This is a genomic window from Pseudenhygromyxa sp. WMMC2535 (assembly GCF_011083025.2).
Genome location: NZ_JABJWV010000001.1, coordinates 8,160,784 through 8,183,615 on the forward strand (window position 1 = coordinate 8,160,784; position 22,832 = coordinate 8,183,615).

The window sequence follows — 22,832 nt, forward strand, 5'->3', positions numbered from 1 at the left end:
CGTCGAGCTCAATCCTCGAACTCGAGCTCGCCCTCCGCCAGGGCCATGGCCTCGGGCCCGTCGGCCAGCCACAGCGCCGCAGGGACCCGCCCGAGGACCCGCAGCAGCGGATCCGCGAAGCGCAGCGCCCGGCCCGTGAGCGGATCGGCGCTCGCCATGCCCATGGCCCCCGTGGCCCCGCCGGTCCGCCCGAGGGGCAAGGCGAGGTTGATCCCGAAGAGCGCGCGCAGCTGATCGACCAGGGTCGGCTTTGGGGGGTAGTGGACCACAGCGAGCTGCTCGCTCAGGCCCGCCATCTTGGCCGCCCGGGCGACGGCCTCGTGCATGCCACCGTAGCGATCGACGAGCCCGACCTCCATGGCCCGGACCCCGCTCCACAGCCGCCCTCGCGCCACGGCGTCGGCCTCCTCGGGAGTCATGGCCCTCGCGGCGGCCACGCGCTCGATGAAGCGGTCGTACTGCTGCTGCACGCCAGCGAGGATCGCCGCGCGATCCTCCGGCGTCTGCGACCGCCAGCTCGAGACCATGGTCGCGCGATCCCCGATCGAGATCTGGTCGATGCCCACGCCAAACTTCTCGAGCAGCCCGCTGAGGTCGAGCTCGGGATAGAACACCCCGATGCTCCCGGTGATCGTCGTCGCGTCGGTGAAGATGTAGTCGCCGCCCGTGGCCACGTAGTAGCCGCCCGAGGCCGCGACTCGGCCCATGGACACGACCACTGGCTTTTGCGCGCGGGTCAGATCGAGCTCCCGGGCGATCGCCTGCGAGGCCGCGACCGAGCCGCCCCCCGAGTCGATGCGCACGACGATCGCCTTGACGTCGCTGTCGTCACGCAGCGCCTCGATCTGTCGAGTCAGGGTCTCGGCACCCGCGACGTCCCGATCGAGGAGCGGGATGTGCAGCGAGGGACCCTCGACCAGGTCGCCGTTGATGTGGAGCACGGCCACGTGCGCCGGATCTCGCCAGCCCTCTGGCCGCACCGGAGTCTTGGGCGGCGCCTCGATGCGCAGGTGCCTGCCCAGCCAGGCCTCGAGGCGCGCGTCGAGTTCGTCGGGCCAGGCGAGCTCATCGACCAGCCCGCGCCGGCGGGCCGCCTCGGCGGACCAGGGGGCGGCGTCGATCCAGCCCGAGACCACCGAGGGGTCACGCGCCCGCGCCCGCGCGACCAGGCGCACGACGTGGTTCCAGCGATCCGTGACCAGCGCGCGGTTGGCCGCGGCCACGGGCGCCGAGGGCCCGCTGCGCATGAGCTTCTCGGGCGATCCCTTGTACTCGGCGATGCGCACGAACTCGGCCTTGACCCCGAGCCGCGCCAGGAGCTCGCCCCAGTAGAAGGTGTGCGCCGAGTAGCCGACGATCGCCAGCTTGCGTTCGGGGTGGGCGATCACCCGGTCGGCGATCGCCGCCAGGAAGTAGTCCGAGAGGTCGGCGCCCTCGAGATAGACCGCGACCTTGCCCCCCGCGCCCTGAAAGCGCAGCAGCGCCTCGCGCAGCTCCTCGAGCTGGGCCAGGCCAAAGCCCGTGCCCGCGAGCTCCACGAGGATCACCCCGCCCCGGCGGCGCGCGAGGTCGTCGATGATCCACACCAGCTCCGCGAGCTCGCGATCGCCACGCTTGCCAGCCAGGGACAGGCGCGTGACCCGGCGCGGGCGCGTGGGTAGGACCTCTTCGTAGCGCTCCCGCGAGACCCGGATCCGCGCGACGGCGCCGTGGGGCTGCTCGGCCCCGCGGGTGCCCAGGGCGAAGCTCGGCCCCGCGGCCACGCCGAAGTGCGGGGTGTCGAACTGCACGCCGAGGTTGACCCGGACCGCCGCCTCCTCGCGATCGCTGAGCTCCGCGAGGTCGTAGTAGGCCATGAGCTCGGCGTCGGCGAACACCCGAAAGCCCCGGCCGCCCACGAGCACGCGCACCCGCGGCTCCGCGGGGTAGCCGAAGAGCTGCGCGTCGGGGCCACGGAAGCTCGTGCGCACGCCAGCGGCGAACTCGAGCACCGGGGTGCCCAGCGGGCGCAGGGCGAGCTCGGGGTCGAGGGTCACGGGATAGCGCTCGCCCTCGAGGCGCGGCGCGTTGAGGTGGCGCGCGACCACGGCCAAGCTGACGTAGCGGTTGGCCCGCCAGCTCAGCGCGAGATCGACGGTGTTGGCCCCGCGCGCGACCAGGTTGTTGGGCGAGAACAGCCGCGCGTAGCTCAGGCCCACGGACAGCCCCGGGGCCCAGCGCATCAAGGGCACGGACACGGCCAGGCTGAGCTTGCCGTAGGGGCTGTCGATCGCCGTGGCGGTCGGATCTCCGCTGTCTTGCGTCCGCCACATGGCCTGGACGCCGACGCCGATGGCGAGCACGTCCCAGGGCAGCGGCAGCGCCATGAAGGCCCCTACCCCGCTGCTGCGCCGGCCGCTGAGCTGCGAGCTGACCGCGATGTCGATGACGGCGTTGAGGCCCTGGAGGTAGCCGAGGTTGGCGGGGTTTTGGATCACCGCGCTCGCGTCGGCCTCCCCGGCCACCACCGTGTAGGGCCGGTCGGCGTCACGCAGGATCGAGCGCGCCTCGCCGCCGTTGCCCGCCCAGCAGGGCGCGGGCGCCAGCGCTGCGCCCAGGCCGAGCACGATCGCCACCATCGCGAGCAGCACCGCGAGCGACCCCGAGACACCTCCCCTGCCTGCGCGCCGCCGGGCCATGAGACATGGATAACACGGGCGTTCGGCGCGACTCGATCCAAACGACAGCCACGGCCTCGCCACCCGCCAAGGCGAGCCCCCCGGGGTCGGAGCGGGGCTCGCGGGCGTCGACGAGGCGCCGATGAGCTGCGACGAGAGACCCAAGCGCCGCCCGAGCGAGTCGCTCGTGGACGCCTCGTCGTCGAGATCTGCGCGGAGGTCATCGTCGAGCCCCCTCTTCCTCGCAGGCCGAAGCGAGCGGCGTCGAGAGCAGGGTCGACGTCATCGGGCGGAGCGATTGGCGACTCATGTGCTCAAACGCTTGGCTCGACGAAGATCGAGATTCGCAACTCGAAACACGACGCTGCCAACAGGTCCACTATCGCCCAGCGATACCAGCGACGTCTCGGGCGCCGGAAGCTCCGCCGAGCACCACTTCGGCCGACGGGCCGCTTCCGCCCAGCCGACGTTCGCGGTCTCACACGGACCAGCCCACCGGCTGTGAAGGCGCCGAGTAGACTGGCGCCTTCATGCGACTCAGAATCGGCATCGTCGGCCTCGGCAACGCGGGGCACTACCATGGACGCGCGTTGCGTCACCTCGATCGCGAGGGCGCGTGTCGCTGGGTCGGCGTGTGCGGGCGCGACCACGCCAAGCTCGACACCTATCGCCGCGAGCTCGAGGTCCCCGATCACACGCGCAGCTACATCGGCCTCGACGCGATGCTCGACGCGGGCACCTGCGACGCCGTGGTCCTCGCGACACCCGATCCGATTCACACCGAGCAGCTCCTGCGCTGCTCGGCGCGCGGCGTCCATGTGCTCGTCGAAAAACCCCTGGCCACCAGCGTCGACGCCGGCCGCGAGGCGCTGATGCTCGCGCGTCGCCGCGACGTGGTCGTGCGCGTCGGCTATCACCTTCGCTACCACCCCGCTCACGTCGCCGTCCGCGAGCGCTACCCCGCGCTCATCGGCCGCCTGCGCGCGATCTCGATGCGCTGGGCCTGGCCCGACCCCAAGACCAGCGGCTGGCGAGCGAGAGGCGAAGGGCGATTTTGGGCCGTCTCCGCCCTCGGGACGCACTGCATCGATCTCGGGCGCTGGTTCAGCGGCGAGGAGCCGAGCCGCGTCACCTGCCTGACCACGCCCCCCCTCGCCGTCGATCAGGTCGATCAGGCCGCCGAGCTCAGCATCGACTGCGGCGGCGTCCTGGTTCACGCGAGCGTGGCGATCACCCACAGCGCCCAACCCCAGCTGATCCTGAGCGGAGAGTCCGGCGAGATCGAGTGCGTCGGGACGCTCGGCACCCGCGACGATGGTGAGGTCTGGGTCCGCCCGGTCGGAGCGCTGGCCCGCGAGCTCGAGTTCACCCGGGTCGATCCCTTTCGCGCCCAGCTGCTCGACTTCTTCACCGCGATCCACGCCCGAGATCACCGCGACGCCCGCGAGCTGCTCGGCAACCTCATGGTCCTCGACGCGATCGCCGAAGATGGCGCAGAGCTGGCGATCGATCTGAGCGCCGACCCAGCGCTCGAGTAGCCGCGCTCGCTCACGAAGGGCACAAAAACCCATGAAGGCTCGCGTGTTCCTCGTCATCTAGGGCCATGCATCGAGATCATCGAGGGCTCCTCCTTCTGGCCATGACCTGTGCCTGCGTCGAGCCTCCCGGCATCGAAACCGACAGCCAGGGCGATGATATCGACAGCACGGACACGGACACGGACACGGACACGGACAGTACGGACAGCGCCGATACGGACAATTCGGACACGGACAGCTCGGGCACCAGCAGCACGGGTACGGAGAGCTCCGAGACAGACAGCTCCGAGACAGACAGCTCCGAGACAGACAGCTCCGAGACAGACAGCTCCGGCAGCGAAGACTCCGACACCGACAGCTCGGGTAGCTCGGGCAGCGAAGACTCCGAGACAGACAGCTCCGGCAGCGAAGACTCCGACACCGAGGGCACGGACACCGAGCCCGATCCCGATCTCGACAGCCCCAACGTGGCGTTCTTTCAGGTCGTCCACGAGGACGACAGCAACGACAGGGCCCTGTTCTTCATGCGCCTCGACGTCGAGGATCCACTCTCGACCCTCGATCTCCTGCTACCGGGGATGTGGAAGCCGACGCAGCAGAGCGCTAGCGACGGCCGCTTCGTGCCCCTGGAGAACTCGAGCGAGAGCAGCAGCTGCTACGCCGACTTTGGCGTCGAGCCGCCGGCGATCCACCAGTTCCTCGCCCTCGATGGCGTCAGCGCGAAGGGGGGCGTGCTGCTCCCTGGCTCCGAGGCCTGGGTGGTCAAGAGCACCGATCTCGAGGGCCTCGACCAGCTGTGGCGTGTGCCCATCGAGGCCGACGGCAGCCCAGGGACGCCGGCGCTGTTGACCCCGCAGGCCACGCTCGCAGACAGCCTGAGCTTCCCCGCGCTGCAGGCGGTCTCGGCCGATCTCTCGACCCTGGCGGTCCATGGCGCCGAATCCGGCGTGCTGGGCATGTACGTCGTCGACCTGCTCGATCCCTCGCAGTCGCCGCGCTTTCTCGGGCCGATCAATCAAAACCACGGCAGCGGCTCTCCCAGCGGGCTGCACCTGAGCCCCACCGGCACCGAGCTGCTCTTCGAACAGGGCGTCAACTTGAGCAATGATCTGTGGTGGTTCGACATCGACGGCCCGGACGGGCAAATGTCGATCAGCGGATCCGGCTCCCACGGTATTATCAGTTGGGCCAGCGCCGCCGATCAGATCGGTCTGTGGCAGGAGATCGACGGCAGCGACCGGGTGCTGCGCTGGCTCGAGCTCGGCCCCGACGCCATCGGCGTCACCCCCATCGAGATCCCCGGGCCGCTCTACTACGGCCTGTTCGACGGCGAGACGCTGTCGATGCAGAGCGAGAACGGCAGCCTCTACCGCGGGCCAGTGCTGGGCAGCTACGAGCCGATCTTGGGCACCGACGCCGGCGAGCAAGAGATCTTCACCTTCAGCCCCGGCGTCGACGGCCTGACCCTGCTCAACTTGCAGGGGGCCGACGACGGCTACGACATCGAGCTGGTGCGCATCGTCGATGACCTGGTCACCGACAGCTGGCCGCTGTTCGCGGAGTACCCCAACTATGCGCAGTGGACCAGCTTCCCCACCCGCGCCTTCGTCAGCCTCCACGGTGAGGGCAATCAGCTGTGGATCATGGACTACACCGACCCCCAGGGCAGCTTCCAAGCGCTGACCCCCGTGCTGAGCACGACCTCGCGTAGCCCGGGCTACTCGCGCTTCGGCGACTTCGCCCTGCGCGGCGAGGGCACCGACTACGTGCTGGCGACCGCCGCCAACCCCGGCACGGTCGAGCCCGTCGACATGGGCCCCTACCACCCCTGGCGCTCCGTAATCGTGGCTCCCTACGAAGGTCAGGACTGGCCGTGAAGGCCGCGCAACGAAGCCAAGTAAAAAAATAGCTCGACCAACCATCCACATCCGCGCCCTCGGTATTACGGCAGCATGATGACCACGCAAATCAAGGTCTCCCTGCTGCTCACCGCCGGCATCGCGCTGGTCGGCTGTGACAAATCTTTCGAAGATTACGGTGACCTAGAGTACGTCGAGGACGATTCCATGCAGCTCGCCGACCGCGACGACGACGAGGACGGTGAGTGGCTCGAGGCTTCCGGGGTCGTCGCGCCCGAGACCATCGACAATCACGCTCCCTGTGGCGAGCAGACCCTCCTGACCGTGCACGCGACCTCAGGAGCGACCTACGTGTTTTGCGGGCTCGGAGACGGCATGACTGGGGTGCTCGAGGAATTGCCGGCAGACGGACGCGCCGACAGCCTGATCGACCTCTACGCGACGCCGACCGAGCTCCTGCACGCTGTCACCCCCGAGGACGAAAAGGTGCCCAGTGAGATCGTCACCGCCGTCGAGCGCGGCGAGCTCGATCCGGGGGTCGCGCCCGCGGAGGTCCTCGAGGTCGGGATCAGTCAGCCGCCGGTGCCTGTGGCCACTGGCTATTGCTCGGACGTGCCCGGCTTCAACAGCAAATATGGATGGCTCAACTCCTTCCTGCCCTTCATCGAGGAGTTCGTCGCAGACCAATCCGCCTGCGAGAACCACATCTGGTACACCACACAAAGCTATCCATGGGGCGCGCACCAGCGGACCGCGAGCTCCTATCAGGTCTACGCCGAGTACGGCTCGGCGCCCTGGTCGGGTGCCTGCGCCGCGAAGGAGCATGTCCTGTCTTGCGATGGCGTCACCTTGTTCGAGGCGCTGAAGAAAGAAGACTCGGACTCGTCGTGGTCCACCTCGCTCAGCTACTGGGTCTCCGAGGGATCGGTCGCTACCTGGAAGATGTATGCGAACAGCGCCAAGAGCTGCGCCGGAACCGCCGACAGGGACAACATGCGCTTCACCGGAAACAGCGAGCCAGGCGCATACCACTACTACAAAACGATCTTCGTCAAGTGGATGGACGGCTGCCAGTAGTCTGAGCGACGTCGAGCAACCCGGTCGGGAGCAGGCCCCGGACAATCTCGTCCGGGGTCTGCTCTCTCTTACGCAGCCGCGCGCCCCCCGTCGGGCACCTGAAAAAAATCGATCCAGTCGTGATCTGGCGCCCTGCCGTCGGAACCACGAGAGCATGATGACCAAGCAACTCGAGCTCTCCATCCTGCTCACGACTGGCGTCGCCCTGATCGGCTGTGATCAGTCCCCCGAGGACTACGAGAACCTCGAAGACCTCGAGGAGCTCGTCGACCTCCAAGATGTCGAGGACGCCTCGCAGCAGCTCGACGAGCGCGTCGAGGACGGAGAAGGGCCGAGGGCTCGCGGATCGTCGCGCCCGAGACCATCGACAACCACGCCCCCTGTGGCGAGCAGACCCTGCTCACCGTGCATGCGACCTCGGGGGCGAACTACGTGTTTTGCGGGCTCGGAGACGGCGTGACCGGCGTGCTCGAGGAGCTCCCGGCCGACGGCCGCGCCACCAGCCTGCTCGACCTCTACACGTCGCCTACCGAGGGCGCGGTCGAGCATGCCGAGGCCGAGCTCGAGCTTCGTTTGATGGGAGAGCTCCTCGGGGACGCCTGCCTTGGTCCGGCGCCTTGGGCGCATGCCGATGCAAGCGCCGCCCGCCTCGCTGGCGAGGTGGAGGCTTGCTGCGACCTGGCAATTGTCGACGCGGCCCATCGTCCCCGAGTACTGACGCTGTACCCCGACGGAGTGCTTGCCCTTCTTGGGGAAGCCGGTGTCGTCGATGACGAAGGCGTCGAGGCCCGGGAGCTTGTCCTCGACGCGCAGGGCGAGTCGGCGAAACAGCTCCCACTCGTCCCAATCAGCGATCGTGATCGCCTGCTGGAGTCGCTGGCGGATGGCTTCGCTGTCACCGGGCGCGGCTGCGAGGCGCTGAGCGATGGGCACCATGCTCTTGCGCTCGCCATCGAGGAGAAGCCCACGCATGTAGTTGGCGAGGGCCTCGCGCCGCTCGCTGCGACCCATCTGATGAGTGATGTAGCCGAGAAACTCCTCGAGTTCGGCCCCCACCCGGGAGATTTGTTCTGGAGTCACCCCCGCAGCAGATCACAGCCGGGGATCGTTGTCGATCCCCATCTGACCAAGTAGTCCTAGAACGGCGGGTCAATACGCGGCGCCCGCAGTTCCGACAAGTCACCCGCCGAGCGAGCTCGAAGCGAAGCCGCGCTCGTCCTCTCGTCCCTGCCGAGGTCCCGGGAAGCGTCCCCAGCGCCGCGCCCCATGCATCTGACATGCGCTAAGTACGGCCCGTAATTCATGCGTTTGGAGTTCCTACACGCACGCTGCCACTTCGACGTTGCCACTTCGGCGACGGTACCACCGCGGACTCGGCGGGCAAGCCGACCACGGGGCGGAGCGCGGACCCGGCCGGCGTGGCCGGGTGCGTCCGCGCTCGGGCTGCTGAACACGCGTGCAATCGCTCTCGGCGAAGCGAAGAGCGCGAGTTAGCATCGGGCGGTGACCGACGCGGAGGCGAGCGCTCGAACCCGCGGCCGACGTGGGCGCATCGCCCTGCGAAGCGGCGCCGCGCTCCTCGGTCTCGGCCTCGCCTACGCTGTGCTCTGGCGCGCGCCGAAGCGCCAGCTCGAGCGCGCTCGCGCCGAGGTCGAGCGCTGCCATCGCTACGCGCGGGACGACATCGCCATCCTCGACGACTGCCGGGCTCGACCCCGCGTCGCCGCCTCGCTTCGCTCGCCGGTGACGCGCAGGTCCGCGCTCGAGTTCATCGCCCGCACGGACTACGCCCGCGACCGAATCGCGCTCGAGCATGCCTCGCGCCAGGGCGTCGACGCGGCCGCGCGCGATGCCGCGGCCGCGCGGCTGCTGCTCGACGCGGACGCGCTCGTCGACCTCGGGCTCGACGCGGGCGAGCTCGCTCCCGATCTCGTCCACGCCGGCGCTCTCGGTGCAGCCGCCGACGGACTGGGGCCGGACGCCGGACGGCCGACGAGCCACCCGGAGCTCGTCGCTCGCGCGACGCTGGGCCGCGGGCAGCTCGAGCGACTCCGGGATCTGTGGCGCGCGTCCCCGACCGCGCCGACGAGCTGGCCCGCGGCGCTCGAGCGCGGGGCGTGGCTGTGCCTGCTCGACGAGGTGCAGCTCGGCGAGGCCGCCCTGCGCGAGGCCGCCGACGCGCTCGGGCAGCGAGGCCAGGACGACGCCAACCTCGACGCGATCCGCGTCGCGCTCGCCGCATGCACGGGCGCCGCCATCGACCCCGAGCTCGGACCCCTCGAGGGCCCGGGCTACCGCGGCTGGGTCGCAGCTCGGGAGGTCGCGCGCGGGGACGCGACGGCCGAGGCCTGGCTCGGGCGACTCGACGCCGGCGAACGCTCGCCCGTGCTGGCGCAGGCGGTCGCTCGAGATCCGACGACGCTCGAAGCGCTCGCGCACGGCCGCGAGCTCTCGCCCTCGCCGAGGTTGTTGCAGGCGGGGCGCGGGGTCATCACGGCTCACGTCCCGCGAACGACGGGCATCGTCTACGACCCTGGGACGATGCTCCGGGCGGCAGAAGCCACGATCGCCGCCGACGGGGTCAGCGCGAGCTCGCGCGCGCTCGCGGGCCTGATCGCGGCGGAGGCCGCGGTCGAGCTCATCGCCCGGGGCTCGTCCTCCGAAGCGAGGGCCGCGCTCGCCCTCGCGGGCCGCCACATCGACGCGACCGACGCCTGGGTCCTGCACGGCCCGCGCATCCTCGTCGGGGACGCGCGGGCCGTGCTCGACGAGATCCACGCTCGACTCGCGCAGGGCGACGCGCTGCCCGTCGGCGAGCGCGAGCGGCTCGCCGAGCTCGAGCTGCGCGCGCTCGCGGCGAGCGGCGACTGGCAGCGCGCCCTCGCTCGAGCCGGACGCTTCCGTAGCGACCTCGAGGGACGCAGCGACCGCCACGCGCTCGCGGTCGCGACCTGGTACCTCGCCCTCGCGCTGCAGCTGCACGAGCCCACGCCGAGCGGCCTCCCGCTGGCGACCGAGGCCGGCGACGGGTGGACCCCGGCGACGCTGGCCTGGCACCTCCGCCTCGCCCGGGACCTCGAGTTCGCCGAGGCGGAGCGCCCGGCGCTCTCGTCCTTTCCGGTGGCCCCGGACTGTCCCGACCTCGGCGCCGTCTTGCTCGGCCAGGGCGCGTGGCAAGGGGACGCCGAGGTCTGGCTCGACCTCGCGTTCGTTGATCAGCTGTCGAGGCTCGGGCGCGAGGCGATCTGGGCTCGCGCCGAGGCGGCTCGGTGGCGGGGGGATGCCGGATCCGAGGCGCGCTGGCGAGGGCGGCTGGGAGAGCTCCTCGCGCTGGCCAAGGACGAAGAACGGGCGATGCTCCTGCATCTCGCGGGGATCTGAGCTGCGATGGGCTCCTCCCCCCTCCATTCGGCCGTTGTCGGGCTTCGCTCGCCGTGTCACGGTCGAGGTATGGCCCTGCGTTCTCTCGCACAACTCGTACCTCGGTCGAGCGGTCCACGTCGGCGCCCCTTTGGCGGAACGTCCGTGTCCTTCCCGCATCGCTCACGGATCGAGGCCGGCCTCGGCGAGACTGCCGGGAGACTGGCGTGTCGAAGCTCGAAGCTGCGAAGCCAGAGGGGTTCAGGCGTTCACCGAGGGCACAACCACGACCTTCGCGTCACCCGATCCTCCCTTGACGGTCGCGGCCCACGAGGCTGCCCACCTCATGCAGCACGCCGGCCTGAGCCGAGACGCCGGGCTCGGTCCTGAAGGCCATGCTCACGCTGTCGCCGAACAGATCGGCGCAGGTCGCTCGGCGCGCCCCCTCCTCGACCACAGTTGCGGGCAACCCGTGGCCAGCGCGACCCGACCCTACACGGAGTTCACGTCGTTCGACGCCGATACGCTCTGGATCGGGGACGAGATCGGGATCCCGGCCACAGGACCGGCGCTCGCTGGGCTCGACTACCCGATCAAGGTGTCCGACACGTCCGAGACCCTGACAAACTCGATCATCTCCGCGAACCGGAGGTCCAAGGTCCTGTTTGCGACCACGGCCATCGTCAAGAGCGCGAAGCGCAAGTTGGCCGCCATCGACAGTGGTATCGAGCTGACGACGAACACGAGCAACGCGATCGAGATCGACGGTGAGCGTCTCGTCGAAGTCACGGCTCGGTTCCCGGATAGCAAGAACCCGCAGTGTCTCAGCCGTGACTGCGGCCGGGCGGCGAACACGATCATGGGCCTCAAGGGCAAGCCCGCAGCGCAGGCCGAGTATGGCGATGACCAGGAGAGCGCGGTCTCGGCTCAACCTTCGACGTTCCGGTCCGAGATCCTCGGTTGGATGGGCTCGGACAGGGACGCGTACATGAGCAAGAACGAGGACCAGGCCGACGCCGAGGACGAGAAAGCAGGGATCAACCGCTACGCGATGCCAGGCGTGGGTGACGCCTACACCATCGTCGCCAGCTACGACAACCCGACCCGGTGGGGATACCACTTCGCTGGAGTCATCCTCGCCCCGGGCCACGATCGAGTCACGGCCGAGAACGAGGCCGTCGGCGAGAACGTCGAGGAGAACCTCAACTGGAAATTCGAGACCTTCGGCCCCCCGACCAAGCGCGGACAGAGCTTTCACGACCAAGAGTCCAAGCAGTGGGCCGGGTCGCGGACCGAGGGGGCGATGACGATCTCGGTCAAGAATCCTCGCTTCTGGAAAAAGCCGGTCCGCGAGATCATGAAGATCTACGACGACAAGCAGCTCAGGGAGCACTGGGGCGGCTGGCCGTGGCACGAGCTCGAGCAGCGCTCGATCGAGATCAAGACCGAGTACTTCAAGTTCCATGGCTGGCGAGAGCCCGAGCAAGCCGACGTGACCTTCGAACTCGTCGGGCCCAAGGCCAGGCGTAAGTATGAATCGGGGTGGTGGACCGTGCACCGGGGCGGCTCCGACACCTGGCGCGTCCCCATCAAGCGTCTGATCGGGACTCCCCCGCAGGGCAGCTCCATGAACGTCGAGTTGGCGGAGCGCAAGGGAGAGAGTCTCATCCAATTCACGTGGGACTACTCGGTTCCCCAGGAGGCGCTCCCGTTCCCGCCCGTCAAGGCGACCAACGGCTATGCTCGGGTCACCGTTGGTCTGAGCGACCTTCCACCGGACACCGACTGACGGCGATCGAGCCAACGGCGAAGTCGGGCGCCAGTTTGCTTGGACAGTCGTGGCACGAAACCTGGGAGACCCTGCTAAGGTCCCCAATGGGCCCAATCGAGACCGACGAAGCGCAATCTATGAGCCGGAGAAGGGCTTCATGCACATGGGACTATCCACGCGTCACCCACGGCCGAGGAGCTCGTCGAAGTTGCGAGGTGGACCCACGACCGGCTCGCCCGGGTATGCGCGCGACATGGTCGCTCGCTCGACGAGCTCGACGGAAACTCAGAAGAGCCCGTAAGTCATCGATATCACTCAGCTTTGCAAACTAAGCTTCAACGCGTCTCCACGATGTCGCCATCCCCGGCCGGCAGACCGGGAGCAGGAAGTTCGAGCAGCTTGATCGCTCGCTCCAGCGCAGCAGGGCTCAGATGCATGTAGCGCTGCGTCGTCTGGAGGTTTGCGTGTCCTGCCAGTTCCTGGATCGACCTCGCTGGAGCCCCGCATGGCGAGGTGCGAGCAGAAGGTAGACGCCAGTCAGCATCACCACGACGGCGACCAGGCGCGGCCCGAACGACGACGCGGGGATCTTCGCTTCGCGGCACGACACGCGAGTCCGGCCGCCGCAGCGGCTGCACGCCACTTCGTGCCGACGGAACTCGGTGACGTGGGGGCCGCTCGGCTCGAGCTCGAGCAGCTGATGACGGCGCGGCTCGTCGTCGACGAGCTGCGGCAGCGTCACACCGCAGTCCAGACAGACCTCGGGGAACAGGTCGATGACCTCGTCGACGCGCTCGGGCGGCAGCAGCTCCCGGTGCGCGCCGCGGTGGCCCTTCTGACCGCCGCGCTTGCGCTTGCCCTTCGACTTGGGCTTGCGCTCGTTCTTGCCGGCCCCGGGGCCGTCGCTCGACGGGGGCAGGTGCGAGTTGCTCGAGTTTTGGCCGAGCTTCTCGAGCAGCTGCTCGATCTTGGCTTCGAGCTTGGCGACCTTGTCCTCGAGTTCGGCGATCCGGGCGACCTCGCCCTCGAGCTCGGCGATCCGGGCGTCCTTCTCGGCGAGCTTGGTCTCGAACTCGGCGGCCGAGAGCGTTGCGTCCCGGACCTCGGCGTCCGGTAGCTCCGCGTTCTCATCAGCCCCCACATGACCGTTTGATCACGACCGTCGTCGCATGTCGATCCCTGCGGTCGCGAGATCGGTCACACCGACTTTCTCGGGGTCTGAACGGTTACACTGCAGGTTGCTAACCGGACCGTCGGGGCCCTCGATCTCGTCTTCCTTGCCTTGATGCCGAAAGGCGTTGAGCACAGCTGCCGCACCTGGAGTTCCGCTCGAAGGACACGTGTACGCCAACCGGCACAAGCCGACCACCGTCAAGAACACCAAAGGGCCAGCGCAAGCACCTCGCCAACAGCACCGTCAACAAGCTCCTCGGGCAGGTCAAGACCATGCTCGAGGTCGCCGTCCGCTGGCGGATCATCGAGGCGATGCCCCTCGAGATCGAGATGCTCGAGCTGCCCATGACCGCGGGCGATCAAGCTCCTCGAACTTCCTTCGCCCGACTCGCCGGTCGGGAGTGGAGACATGGTGGAGACGGTCTAGCCGGGCTCCAGAAACTTGTTTGATCTCGATGACTTAGGGGCGTATTCAGGATTCCGTGGTGGAACCCAGCGCGGCTCCTGGCGCCGGGCTTTTTGTCGAGGGCGCGAAGCCAAAACGCCGCTGTACCGGGCGTACTGCAAGTTTTGGCGACAAAGCCCTCGGCGAAAAGACCAAGCGAGGTGTCGTGTTGGGTTTCACCACGGGCTCCTAGAGCGGCGACCAGTTTGAATTCGGTGAGCTACGCCGCATTTGCCAGCTTCGGGCACTCCAGCTCATGCTGGATGACCTGCAGATTGACGAGCACTGCCGCTCGCGTGGAGTCGTACTCATTCTTGCGCATGCCGAGGTAGCGAGCTCGGTTGCCTTGGCGCTGGCCGACATGAGCGAGCGTATGCTCGACGACGACGCGCTGTCGCAGTCGCGCGCGTCCGCGCGGTGCTCGTTGGAGGACCCGTAGTTTCGCTTGCAACGGCTCGTTGGCGGCGATTCGGAGGCCTCGGCCCCGGTCCGAGGTCGTGCACTTGGGCTTGAGCTCGCAGGCGTTGCAGACATCAGCCTCGAAGCGGGCGCTCTCGCCGAGGAGCATGGGTTGGGTCTGTCCCCCTGGGCAGGTCACCGTCTGGCTGGCGAAGTCGAGGCTGAAGTCGGTCTTGGCGAATTTGTCGCCGTTGGACTGCCGCCATGGCTTGCAGATGACCTCGACGCCGCTGGCCACGAGTTCGGGGACGTCCGAGCTCTCGATGTAGCCCCGGTCGAAGTGCAGGCTCGCGAGTTCGAGGCCCAGATGTTCGACTCGGTCGACGAGCGTGGGGAGGCTGTCTTTCTCCGGCTGGTTCGCCGGAGCCACCGTCACAGCGAGGATGAGCTTGGTGTGAAGACTGACGACGACGTGGCGCTTGTATCCGTTGAAGGACTTCGTCTTGGTCTTGCGACCGTGACGCATGTCGGGGTCCTCGACGGACACACGCCGGTCTTTCGCCACGCCCCGCTTGATGCGCTGGCCTCCACGGTCGGGGTCGGGCTCGAGATCCTGTCCACGTAGCTGCTCGAGTAGCGCGAGCTGGTCTTGCAACGGAGGCTTGCTGCTCTCGCTCGACAGGTTCGTCTCGACCCACTGTTCGAGCGTCTCAATCTGTCCGAGCAAACGGTTCAACGCCGCGCTCTTGGCCGCAGGGTTGGACCAGTCGATATCGAGCGCCTTCTTGATGCTCGGCTCCGCGAGCAGCGGGATGCCGAGCTCGTCGACAAGCAGCTCCGCCGGTCGAGCGCGTAGCTCGGCGACGCACAGCACGACCTTCCACGCCGCGTGAGCGAGGAGGTTGAAGGTGTCCTCGACCCGACCCGCACCTCGAAGCGGGCTCGAGTCCACGGCGACGTCGAGCTTCTTGGGCAGCTTCTTGAAGTCGAAGGCGCCAGTTCGCTTGGCGAGCTCCCGAGTGCGCTCGAGCAGCTTGCGGTCCATGTCGTGAGCGATGAGCCGCTCGCGGAAGTTGAACAGCGAGCCCTGGGAAAACGGCGGGTCATCGCAACCAAGGCAGCCGAGGACCAGCTGCCATCGAGCATCACAAGCGGCGAGTTCGACGGCCTCCGAGTCCGACGCGTTGGAGTAGCCCTGAAGCAGTAGGGCCATGGCGAGCAGTGCGGGCGGCATCGGGTTCTTCCCGGCTCCGGTGTCGCGGTACATCTGCTCGAGTTCGGCTTGGAAGTCGTCGTCGAACAGCTCGAGCCGGTGGTCACACAGGAAGCCAAACAGCTTGCGCTTCTTGCCGACGCGCTTGCGGATGCGGGCTTCGCGGGGAGACAGAGTGACGGGAGGGTTCCAGCGGGGGAGCGTCATGCGTGGCCTCGTGCGAGGCCTACGGGATCACGACCGCCAGACGTTGTCGAACCGCGCCGCTAAGCGATCGGAATCTATTAACAATTCAAACTGATCGCCGCTCTAGACCTACGGAAGGGTCCGGCGTCCCCGCGGTCGACTATCGACACATGCGTGCGCCGTGGGCTCGAGCGCTGCCCTGCGCCTGCGCGCTCGCAGATCGCATGAGCGCCGACATGAGTAAACTCGGCTATGTCTCGATAGCGCTGGCTCTGCGTGCGAAAATGAACTCATGATCTAAAGACCAACTCCCTCTTCCACACCTACAGGGTAGGGATTACGGCGTTTTCAGCGTTCGAGGTGGTTCCTGAGGGGCGGGCTCCCTGGCCTCGCGGCCGGGTACCTGACATGCGCACGGGGCGTTGACCTCCAGGTTCTGACCGGTAGTTTTCCCACCATGAAGAATCCTTCACCCCGACGTGTGGCGCTCCTGCTCGGCTTGAGCTTCGGCCTCTCCGGCTGCTCGTTCATCTTCGACGCGGTCAACAAGAGCAAAGCCAAGAAGGCCGACGAGGAGGCGCAGCAGGCCCAGGAGGCGGAGCTCGCCGAGGCCCGCGCCGCGTTGGCCAAGCAGCGCGAGGCTGCCCTCGATCCAGCCTCCACGCCGCAGCAGCTGTGGGAATATGGCGTCGCCCTCGCCGAGGCCCGCCAAGACGAGTCGATGCAGGTCGACCCGGCCTGGACCCCCGAGCTCGAGGCCGCGCTGAGCCAGCGCCTCGAGGCCGCCGGTGGCATCAACGCCGAGAACACCTACGTCGGCTTCGCCCTGGCCAAGGTCTACTCCGATCTCGAGCGCCCCGACGAGAGCGTCGCGGTGATGCTCGAGCTGGTCAAGGCCGGCGGCGAGGGTCCGATCTCGCAGCTCGAGCTCTTCGACGCCGCCGCAGCTCTCCCGCGCAGCGAGACCACCGACGCCGCCGTGCTCGAGATGTGCCCGCTGCTCCGGCCGCAGGTCGAGTCGGTCTCGGCCTTCGTCTCCCGCTGCCTCGGGCGCGCCGGCGGCGACATCAGCAAGCTGACCTGGGAGGGGGCCCTCGACGACCTCGAGGTCTACGCCCGCAGCTCCTACGCCTCGGGCCCGCCGGCCGGGACCTACACCTTCCAGTCGCGGATCAAGGGCTACAAGAAGACCTTCTGGGCCGTCGGCTACGTCGAGAACACCTCCGGGGTCTACCTCACCGATCCCAAGGTCACGGCGGTGCTCCTCGACGACGGGGGCGCCGAGGTCGGCACCTTCTCCGGCTACTCGATGATCGATCAGGTCGCCCCGGGCGTCCGGGCTCCGGTCACGATCCTCATCAGCGATCCCCCCGCCCACGCCTCGATCCGCTACGAGTACGAGGCCGAGCGCGCCGAATACCTGACCGAGCAGGTCAAGGGGCTGCGCGTCGAAGCCCTCACGCCCAAGCGCAAGCGCTACGGCTGGAAGATCGAGGGCAAGGTCATCAGCGAGGCCGAGGTCCCCGCGAAGTTCGTCAAGGTCGTGATCCAGGCCTTCGACGCCGAGGGCACGCTGCTCGGCGCGCAGGCGGCCTACGCCGACGGCGACACTCTCTCCCCCGGCGGCTCGGCGCGCTGGCAGACGCTCTCGATGGAGATCGCCAGCAAGCCCGACCACTTCGAGTACTGGGTCTCGGGTCGGGTCGCGAACGACTAGCCTCCAGGACACGAAACCAAGACACGAAAGGAGGGCCATCGAGATGGCCCTTTTTTCGTGCCCTGCGAGGCCCCGCACTGGCGCCGATCCGCCGCAAAACAGCCAGCCATCTGTGCTACGCAGCGCAGCGCTTCAACCTGGAGTTTTGGCGTGGGCCGAGCGGGCGCGCGCCATGGGGAAGGCGGTCTACCTGCTGAGCTCGCCCCGCGATGTTCGACGCTTCGTGGACAGCCTGCCGCGCTAGGAGCCCGTCCGCGCTACTCGATCCAGACCACGGTCACGGCCTCGCCCCCCTCCGCCGCGAGCCCCGGGCGAAATTCGCGGACATTGGCGAGCCGCCCCAAGCAGTCCCGCACCGCCTTGCGCACGGCCCCGCCCCCGTGCCCGTGGCGGATCAGGATCACGTCCTGATCACGAGCGAGGCCCTCTGCGACCGCGTCGGCGACCCCGCGCTCGGCCTCGTCGAAGCGCTTGCCACGAAGATCGAACACGTTGTCGACGCTGCGCTTGATCGCCACGGCGCCCTCGCCGAAGTGCGAGGCCGCCTGGGCCGTGACCGCGGCCTCGAAGTTGAGCACCGGCGCGGCCTTGGTCGCCTTGATCTTGCGCCGCGGCGCCTCGACGCGGACCGGGGCGAGGTCGCTGATCTTGACCGTGGTCCGCAGCAGCGGCAGCTGGACCGTGGCCCGCTTGGGCGGTCGCCCGCTGAGCCCGACGATCTCGCCCTCCTGCTTCATGCTGCGCACGCGGACCTTGTCGCCCACGGCCAGGCGCCGCGGATCCACGCGGTCCTCGGGCGGCGGCGCCTCGGGCTGCTCGCGGTGGGCCTCGAGGGTCGCGCGGGCGTCGGCGCTGAGCTCCGCGCGGGTCGGCAGCGCCTCGACGCGCTCGGGCTGGATCTCGCGCAGGGCCTTGCGGCGCTGCTTGAGCTCGCGCTCGAGGGCGCGCAGCTGGTCCATGGCCGAGGTGTAGGCCTTGGCCTTGCGGCTGCGCACGCCCTCGAGCACCCGGCGCTCGCGGCCGCGGACCTCGCGATCGCGGGCCGCGAGGCGCTGGGTCTCCCGCTCGAGGCGCTCGCGGGTGCGGGCCAGCGAGGTCCGCTCGGCCTCGATGTCGCGCAGCAGCTCGTCCACGCGCACGCCCTCGTCGCCGAGGATGGCCTCGGCGCGCTCGAGCACCGCCTCGGGCATGCCCAGGCGCCGCGCCACCGCCAGCGCGCTCGAGCTCCCCGGCACGCCCATGCTCAGGCGAAAGGTCGGCAGCATGCGCTGGAGGTCGAAGCCCACGGCCGCGTTGTGAAAGCGCGGGTCTCGGGTCGCGAGCAGCTTGAGGCCGTCGTAGTGGGTCGTGACCATGGCCGTGGCCCCGCGCTCGACCAGCTCCACGAGCAGGGACTCGGCCAGCGCCGCGCCCTGCTCGGGGTCCGTGCCCACGGCGACCTCGTCGAGGAGCACCAAGGTCCCGGGGCCGTCGCCGGCCGCCAGCGCCAGCGCCTCGAGCACGTGGGCGATGTGGGCCGAGAAGGTCGAGAGGTTGGCGGTCAGCGACTGGTCGTCGCCGACGTCGGTGATCAGGTGGCGAAAGACCGGCAGCTTGGCCCGGCGGCAGGGCAGGCGCAGGCCGGCCGCGGCCATCAGCGCGCACAGGCCCAGGGTCTTGAGCGCCACGGTCTTGCCGCCCGCGTTGGGGCCGCTGATGATCAGCGCGTGGCCGCGGGCCAGCTCGACGTCGTTGGGGACCACGTCGACATCGTCGAGGAGCATCAGCGGGTGGCGAGCCGAGGTCAGCGAGATCGGCGGCGCGGCGTCGAGCTCGTCCTCGTCCTCGGCCCCACTCGGCGAGCGATCGTCGATCAGCTGCGGGCGCACGGCCTCGAGACGATCGCCGAGCTCCAGGCGAGCGACGCAGAGATCGAGCTCGACGCAGGCCCGCTGCATGAGCAGGAGCGAGTCGGCCTCCTCGACCACGGCCTCGGTCAGCGCCGCGAGCAGCTCGGCCTCGACGCGGGCGACCTCGAGCTGGGCCTCGCGCATGGCGTTGTTGGCCTCGACGAGCTCGGCTGGCTCCACGAAGAAGGTCTGGCCGGTGCTCGACGATCCATGAATGATCGCCCCGCGCCTGCGCACGCCCCCCAGGGCGTCGCTGCGCACGGGAAAGACCACACGTCCGTCGCGCTCGGTCCAGTAGCCGTCACGCAGCGCCTCGTTGAGCTCGGCGCTCCGCAAGCTGCGCTCGGCCCTGGCGATCAACGACTGCCTCTGCGCGCGCAGCTGCTTGCGCGCTTGCCCCAGGGCCGGGCTCGCGCCCTCTGCCAGCCGTGGATCGCCGCCGCCGGGCGGATCTCGCTCGATCGATCGCGCCATCGTGGCCAGCAGCGCGCCGGCCTGCGGCGGCTCGGCGTCAGGCCGATCGAAGAGCCGCGCGCGCAGGGCCGCGAGCCCGCGCGCTCGCTCGCCGGCGGGCTGCGAAGGTGTGGGCACGACCGCCGCGCTGGCTTGCAGACCCTCGGCGAGGGCCTGCGCGCAGCGACACAGCTCGATCACCGCGATCAACTCGAAGACCGAGAGCACCCCACCACCGCGGGCCGCCGCGATGCTCGGACCCAGAACCTCGAGCTCGCCCAGACCGGGACGCAGGATCTCGGCCACGCCCTCGCAGGCCCACAGATCTGCGCAACCATCGAGCTCGTCAAAACGCCGCCGCGCCGCCGCAGCGCACGTCTCTGGGCGGATCGCGGGCAGACGATCCAGGGCTGCGGCCACCGCGGGGTCACGCGTCTCGCGGATCTCGGCCACCGACTCCCCGGCCATCAGCGCCTCCATGGCCTCGAGCTCATCGAGGACCCGGGCGCGCAGCCAGTCGATGCGCAGGCCCTCGCTGAGCGCACGGATCAGCCGTGGCCAGCCCAGGTGGCGCAGCGCGTGGCCCCGTCCTTCGGCCAGCCAAGCGCCAAGCTGAACGTCCGCGCCGCTCGAGTCTTCAGCTTGCGCGCGCGCTTGTCGTTCGACCGAGCGAGGGTGCGCGGACCGTCGACGTTGAGCCTGACTTCGGGAGGAGTTTCGCACGAGTATGCACCTCGATTGCAAGCCGTTTCGGCCGCGGATCGACACTAGCATTGGAGGGGCCCGCGGGCGTACCATCGTCCTCGCTGGGGTCAAGACCACGCTCTCGCCACGTTTGGCGGTGGCCCTCGGTGAAGCTCCCATGAAGAACGCCTTCTTCCTCTTCGTGTCGCTGTTCGCCTTCTATGTGGTGCTCTCCGGGCAGATCCAAAGCGGATTCTTGATGCTCGCCGGCGCGGTCTGTTGCCTGCTCGTCACGCTCCTCGCCCTGCGCCTGGGTATCGTCGACGACGAGGGCATGCCCTACCACTATTGGCCGCGCACCGCCCTCTATCTGCCCTGGCTGATGTGGCAGGTCGTGCTCGCCAATTGGGATGTGCTCAAGCGGGTGTGGAAGCCCGGCGCGCTCGACATCAGCCCCCACATGATCGTCGTCCCCCACGAGCTGCGCACGCCCTACGGCCTCGCAACGTACATGAACTCGATCACCTTGACCCCTGGCACCGTCACCGTCGACGTGGGCGAGGGCAAGCTCCTGGTCCACGCGCTGACCAAGGCCGCCGCCGAGGACCTGCTCAGCGGCGAGATGCACCGGCGGGTCAAGGTCGTCGAGGGCACCAGCGGCGACGAGCAACATCGCGGCGACGGCCGCGACAGCGTGCAGGACAGCGCGCAAGAAGGAGCGCCAGAACAGTGAGCCCTCCCCTCCTCCTGGCCCTGCTCTCCGGGCCCCACGCCGAAGCTGGCAGCGATCACGCCGCGGCCTCCTCGGTGGTCTTCGTCGCCTGCATCGTCTTGCTCGTCGGCGCCCTGCTCCTGCTGATCCGCGCCCTGCGCGGGCCCACGGTCTTCGATCGCATCTTGGCGATCAACGCCCTGGGCACCAAGACCGTGGTCCTGGTCGCCTGCATCGCCTTCTTGGACCTCAAAAACGGCAACCCAAGCTTCTTCCTCGACACCTCCATCGTCTACGCGCTGGTCAACTTCGTCGCCACGATCGCGATCCTCAAATACATCCAGTATCGGAGGCTGAGCTGATGGGGCCGCTCGAGATCGTCGGGACGCTGTGCATCGCCGTGGGCTGCGTGCTCGCGCTGACGGGCTCCGTCGGCGTGCTGCGCATGCCCGACTTCTACTCGCGCCTCCATCCCGCGGGAAAGTCGGACACGCTGGCTCAGGGCCTGGTGCTCTTCGGCCTCGCGCTCTTCGCCGGCCAGGAGTTCCTCGACCTGTGGCTGGCCGAGGGAGCCGGCGGTGAGCACTGGCGGACCGAGCTCATCGGCCTGGCCAACATCTTGCTCAAGCTCGTGCTGCTCAGCTTGCTGCTCTTCCTGACCGCGCCAACCGCGACGCACGCGATCTCCAAGGCCGCGCGCCTCGATCGCCACACGCAGATCCCCGTCGAAGACGACCCGGCGGTCTCGCGGGTCTCGGAGATCCCCGTGGACGGCGACATCGCGGAGAGGCTCGAGGAGCCCGAGGCGGCGGTCTTCGACGTCGACGACGACCCCGATCGCGCCGAGATCGAAGGTCAGCCGCCGGCCGAGCCCCAGCCCGAAGCCACCCCCAGCGAAGCCGCCCCCAGCGAAGCAGGCGACGCCTCGGCCGAGCCGGCCGCGAGCGACCAAGCCAGCGACCCCAGCCCCGACGCAGCGGCCGGGGCACCCGAAGACGCCGACGAGGAAGGCGACCCATGCTCAACCAAGTCCTGATCGTCGACGTCATCTTGCTGATGCTGGTCGCGGCCACGGCGATCGCCGTGATCTCCGTGCGCAGCTTGTTCTCGGCCACGGTGCTCTCGGGCATCTACAGCCTGCTGATGGCCCTGGTCTGGACCAACATGCACGCCCTCGACGTCGCCTTCACCGAGGCGGCCGTGGGCGCGGGGATCTCGACGATCCTGCTGCTCGGGGCCCTGGTCCGGACCAAGCGCTTCTCCAAGGCCGAGCGCGGCGTGCACGTCCCCGCCCTGCTGATCTGCGTGGCCACCGGCCTGGTGCTGATCTACGGCACCCTCGACATGCCGCGCTTCGGCGACCCCGACGCGCCGATCCACACCCACCGAGTCCCCGAGCTCTACCAGCAGAGCGTCGGCAAGCACCCCAGCGCGGCCCCGCGCAGCCAGGGCAGCCCGCACCACGGGCACCCCGCCGACGACTTCAACGGCCACGTGCCCAACACCGTGACCTCGCTGCTCGCGGCCTACCGCGGCTACGACACCATGTTCGAGACCACGGTGATCTTCGTGGCCGGGGTCAGCTTGTTGCTGCTCCTACGCCGGCGCCGCGAGGGCGAACTCGGCGTGCCCGTGTCCGACGCCAGCGGGCGCCAGGAAACCGGACCGACCATCTCCCAGGAGGCCGAGTAGATGCCTG

17 protein-coding genes are annotated in these 22,832 nt (G+C 68.9%); 11 read left to right on the forward strand and 6 right to left on the reverse strand.

Going from position 1 to position 22,832, the window contains the following annotated elements; all coding sequences use genetic code 11:
• Positions 1-8 precede the first annotated feature (8 nt).
• On the reverse strand, positions 9-2,678 hold the full coding sequence (gene sppA, locus G6O69_RS31525; RefSeq protein ID WP_172307176.1) for a signal peptide peptidase SppA: 2,670 nt from the start codon (positions 2,676-2,678) through the stop codon (positions 9-11).
• 509 nt (positions 2,679-3,187) lie between these two features.
• Here sppA and G6O69_RS31530 point away from each other — a divergent pair.
• From G6O69_RS31530 to G6O69_RS31540, 3 genes are all read left to right on the forward strand, one after another.
• The gene (locus G6O69_RS31530; protein WP_172307177.1) at positions 3,188-4,195 is read left to right on the forward strand and encodes a Gfo/Idh/MocA family oxidoreductase; all 1,008 of its coding nucleotides are present in this window, start codon (positions 3,188-3,190) and stop codon (positions 4,193-4,195) included.
• Positions 4,196-4,296: 101 nt separating this feature from the next.
• Positions 4,297-6,072: a hypothetical protein gene (locus tag G6O69_RS31535; protein ID WP_172307178.1), complete on the forward strand. Its 1,776-nt coding sequence runs from the start codon at positions 4,297-4,299 to the stop codon at positions 6,070-6,072.
• A 78-nt stretch (positions 6,073-6,150) separates the two neighbouring features.
• On the forward strand, positions 6,151-7,131 hold the full coding sequence (locus G6O69_RS31540; RefSeq protein WP_217909949.1) for a hypothetical protein: 981 nt from the start codon (positions 6,151-6,153) through the stop codon (positions 7,129-7,131).
• Between the two features lie 234 nt (positions 7,132-7,365).
• Here G6O69_RS31540 and G6O69_RS31545 read toward each other — a convergent pair whose 3' ends face one another.
• Complete coding sequence (locus G6O69_RS31545) at positions 7,366-8,211, reverse strand: transposase (RefSeq protein WP_172307180.1); 846 nt, start codon at positions 8,209-8,211, stop codon at positions 7,366-7,368.
• 423 nt (positions 8,212-8,634) lie between these two features.
• Here G6O69_RS31545 and G6O69_RS31550 point away from each other — a divergent pair, with 423 nt between their 5' ends.
• Entirely contained in the window at positions 8,635-10,512 is a 1,878-nt protein-coding gene (locus G6O69_RS31550; protein WP_172307181.1) for a hypothetical protein, read from the forward strand.
• 277 nt (positions 10,513-10,789) lie between these two features.
• Here the strand turns inward: G6O69_RS31550 and G6O69_RS31555 are convergent, their stop codons facing one another.
• Positions 10,790-10,960, reverse strand: a complete 171-nt coding sequence (locus G6O69_RS31555; protein ID WP_176397204.1) for a hypothetical protein — start codon at positions 10,958-10,960, stop codon at positions 10,790-10,792.
• A 3-nt stretch (positions 10,961-10,963) separates the two neighbouring features.
• On the opposite strand from G6O69_RS31555, the gene G6O69_RS31560 reads away from it, so the two are divergent.
• Entirely contained in the window at positions 10,964-12,280 is a 1,317-nt protein-coding gene (locus G6O69_RS31560; RefSeq protein WP_172307182.1) for a hypothetical protein, read from the forward strand.
• A 409-nt stretch (positions 12,281-12,689) separates the two neighbouring features.
• Here G6O69_RS31560 and G6O69_RS42460 read toward each other — a convergent pair whose 3' ends face one another.
• The gene (locus tag G6O69_RS42460) at positions 12,690-13,403 is read right to left on the reverse strand and encodes a DUF6444 domain-containing protein (protein WP_172307183.1); all 714 of its coding nucleotides are present in this window, start codon (positions 13,401-13,403) and stop codon (positions 12,690-12,692) included.
• A gap of 305 nt (positions 13,404-13,708) precedes the next feature.
• Here G6O69_RS42460 and G6O69_RS31570 point away from each other — a divergent pair, with 305 nt between their 5' ends.
• Positions 13,709-13,885, forward strand: a complete 177-nt coding sequence (locus G6O69_RS31570; protein ID WP_176397205.1) for a hypothetical protein — start codon at positions 13,709-13,711, stop codon at positions 13,883-13,885.
• Between the two features lie 215 nt (positions 13,886-14,100).
• On the opposite strand, the gene G6O69_RS31575 is transcribed toward G6O69_RS31570, so the two are convergent.
• Positions 14,101-15,699, reverse strand: a complete 1,599-nt coding sequence (locus G6O69_RS31575; protein ID WP_172302564.1) for an IS1182 family transposase — start codon at positions 15,697-15,699, stop codon at positions 14,101-14,103.
• A gap of 436 nt (positions 15,700-16,135) precedes the next feature.
• On the opposite strand from G6O69_RS31575, the gene G6O69_RS31580 reads away from it, so the two are divergent.
• A complete protein-coding gene (locus tag G6O69_RS31580) occupies positions 16,136-17,395 on the forward strand; it encodes an FxLYD domain-containing protein (protein ID WP_172307185.1) in 1,260 nt (419 codons plus the stop codon).
• Between the two features lie 257 nt (positions 17,396-17,652).
• Here G6O69_RS31580 and G6O69_RS42465 read toward each other — a convergent pair whose 3' ends face one another.
• Positions 17,653-20,460: a Smr/MutS family protein gene (locus G6O69_RS42465; RefSeq protein ID WP_172307186.1), complete on the reverse strand. Its 2,808-nt coding sequence runs from the start codon at positions 20,458-20,460 to the stop codon at positions 17,653-17,655.
• A gap of 4 nt (positions 20,461-20,464) precedes the next feature.
• Here G6O69_RS42465 and G6O69_RS31590 point away from each other — a divergent pair, with 4 nt between their 5' ends.
• Genes G6O69_RS31590 through G6O69_RS31605 form a run of 4 tightly spaced genes read left to right on the forward strand, consistent with a single transcriptional unit; the run spans position 20,465 to position 22,825 of the window.
• On the forward strand, positions 20,465-21,154 hold the full coding sequence (locus tag G6O69_RS31590; RefSeq protein WP_176397206.1) for a Na+/H+ antiporter subunit E: 690 nt from the start codon (positions 20,465-20,467) through the stop codon (positions 21,152-21,154).
• Entirely contained in the window at positions 21,151-21,495 is a 345-nt protein-coding gene (locus G6O69_RS42470; protein ID WP_217909950.1) for a monovalent cation/H+ antiporter complex subunit F, read from the forward strand. Before G6O69_RS31590 ends, G6O69_RS42470 begins: the two co-directional genes overlap by 4 nt.
• Positions 21,495-22,169: a monovalent cation/H(+) antiporter subunit G gene (gene mnhG, locus G6O69_RS31600; RefSeq protein ID WP_176397207.1), complete on the forward strand. Its 675-nt coding sequence runs from the start codon at positions 21,495-21,497 to the stop codon at positions 22,167-22,169. The genes G6O69_RS42470 and mnhG overlap by 1 nt, the downstream gene beginning before the upstream one ends.
• The gene (locus tag G6O69_RS31605; protein ID WP_172307188.1) at positions 22,151-22,825 is read left to right on the forward strand and encodes a DUF4040 domain-containing protein; all 675 of its coding nucleotides are present in this window, start codon (positions 22,151-22,153) and stop codon (positions 22,823-22,825) included. The genes mnhG and G6O69_RS31605 overlap by 19 nt, the downstream gene beginning before the upstream one ends.
• Positions 22,826-22,832: the final 7 nt, after the last annotated feature.

Bases quoted from the DNA above. Each gene is read 5' to 3' on its own strand.
- G6O69_RS31530 (WP_172307177.1), top strand. From the start codon at position 3,188: ATGCGACTCAGAATCGGCATCGTCGGCCTCGGCAACGCGGGGCACTAC.
- G6O69_RS31570 (WP_176397205.1), top strand. From the start codon at position 13,709: ATGCTCGAGGTCGCCGTCCGCTGGCGGATCATCGAGGCGATGCCCCTC.
- sppA (WP_172307176.1), bottom strand. From the start codon at position 2,678: ATGGCCCGGCGGCGCGCAGGCAGGGGAGGTGTCTCGGGGTCGCTCGCG.
- mnhG (WP_176397207.1), top strand. From the start codon at position 21,495: ATGGGGCCGCTCGAGATCGTCGGGACGCTGTGCATCGCCGTGGGCTGC.
- G6O69_RS31535 (WP_172307178.1), top strand. From the start codon at position 4,297: ATGACCTGTGCCTGCGTCGAGCCTCCCGGCATCGAAACCGACAGCCAG.
- G6O69_RS31590 (WP_176397206.1), top strand. From the start codon at position 20,465: ATGCACCTCGATTGCAAGCCGTTTCGGCCGCGGATCGACACTAGCATT.
- G6O69_RS31605 (WP_172307188.1), top strand. From the start codon at position 22,151: ATGCTCAACCAAGTCCTGATCGTCGACGTCATCTTGCTGATGCTGGTC.
- G6O69_RS31580 (WP_172307185.1), top strand. From the start codon at position 16,136: ATGAAGAATCCTTCACCCCGACGTGTGGCGCTCCTGCTCGGCTTGAGC.
- G6O69_RS31540 (WP_217909949.1), top strand. From the start codon at position 6,151: ATGACCACGCAAATCAAGGTCTCCCTGCTGCTCACCGCCGGCATCGCG.
- G6O69_RS31575 (WP_172302564.1), bottom strand. From the start codon at position 15,699: ATGACGCTCCCCCGCTGGAACCCTCCCGTCACTCTGTCTCCCCGCGAA.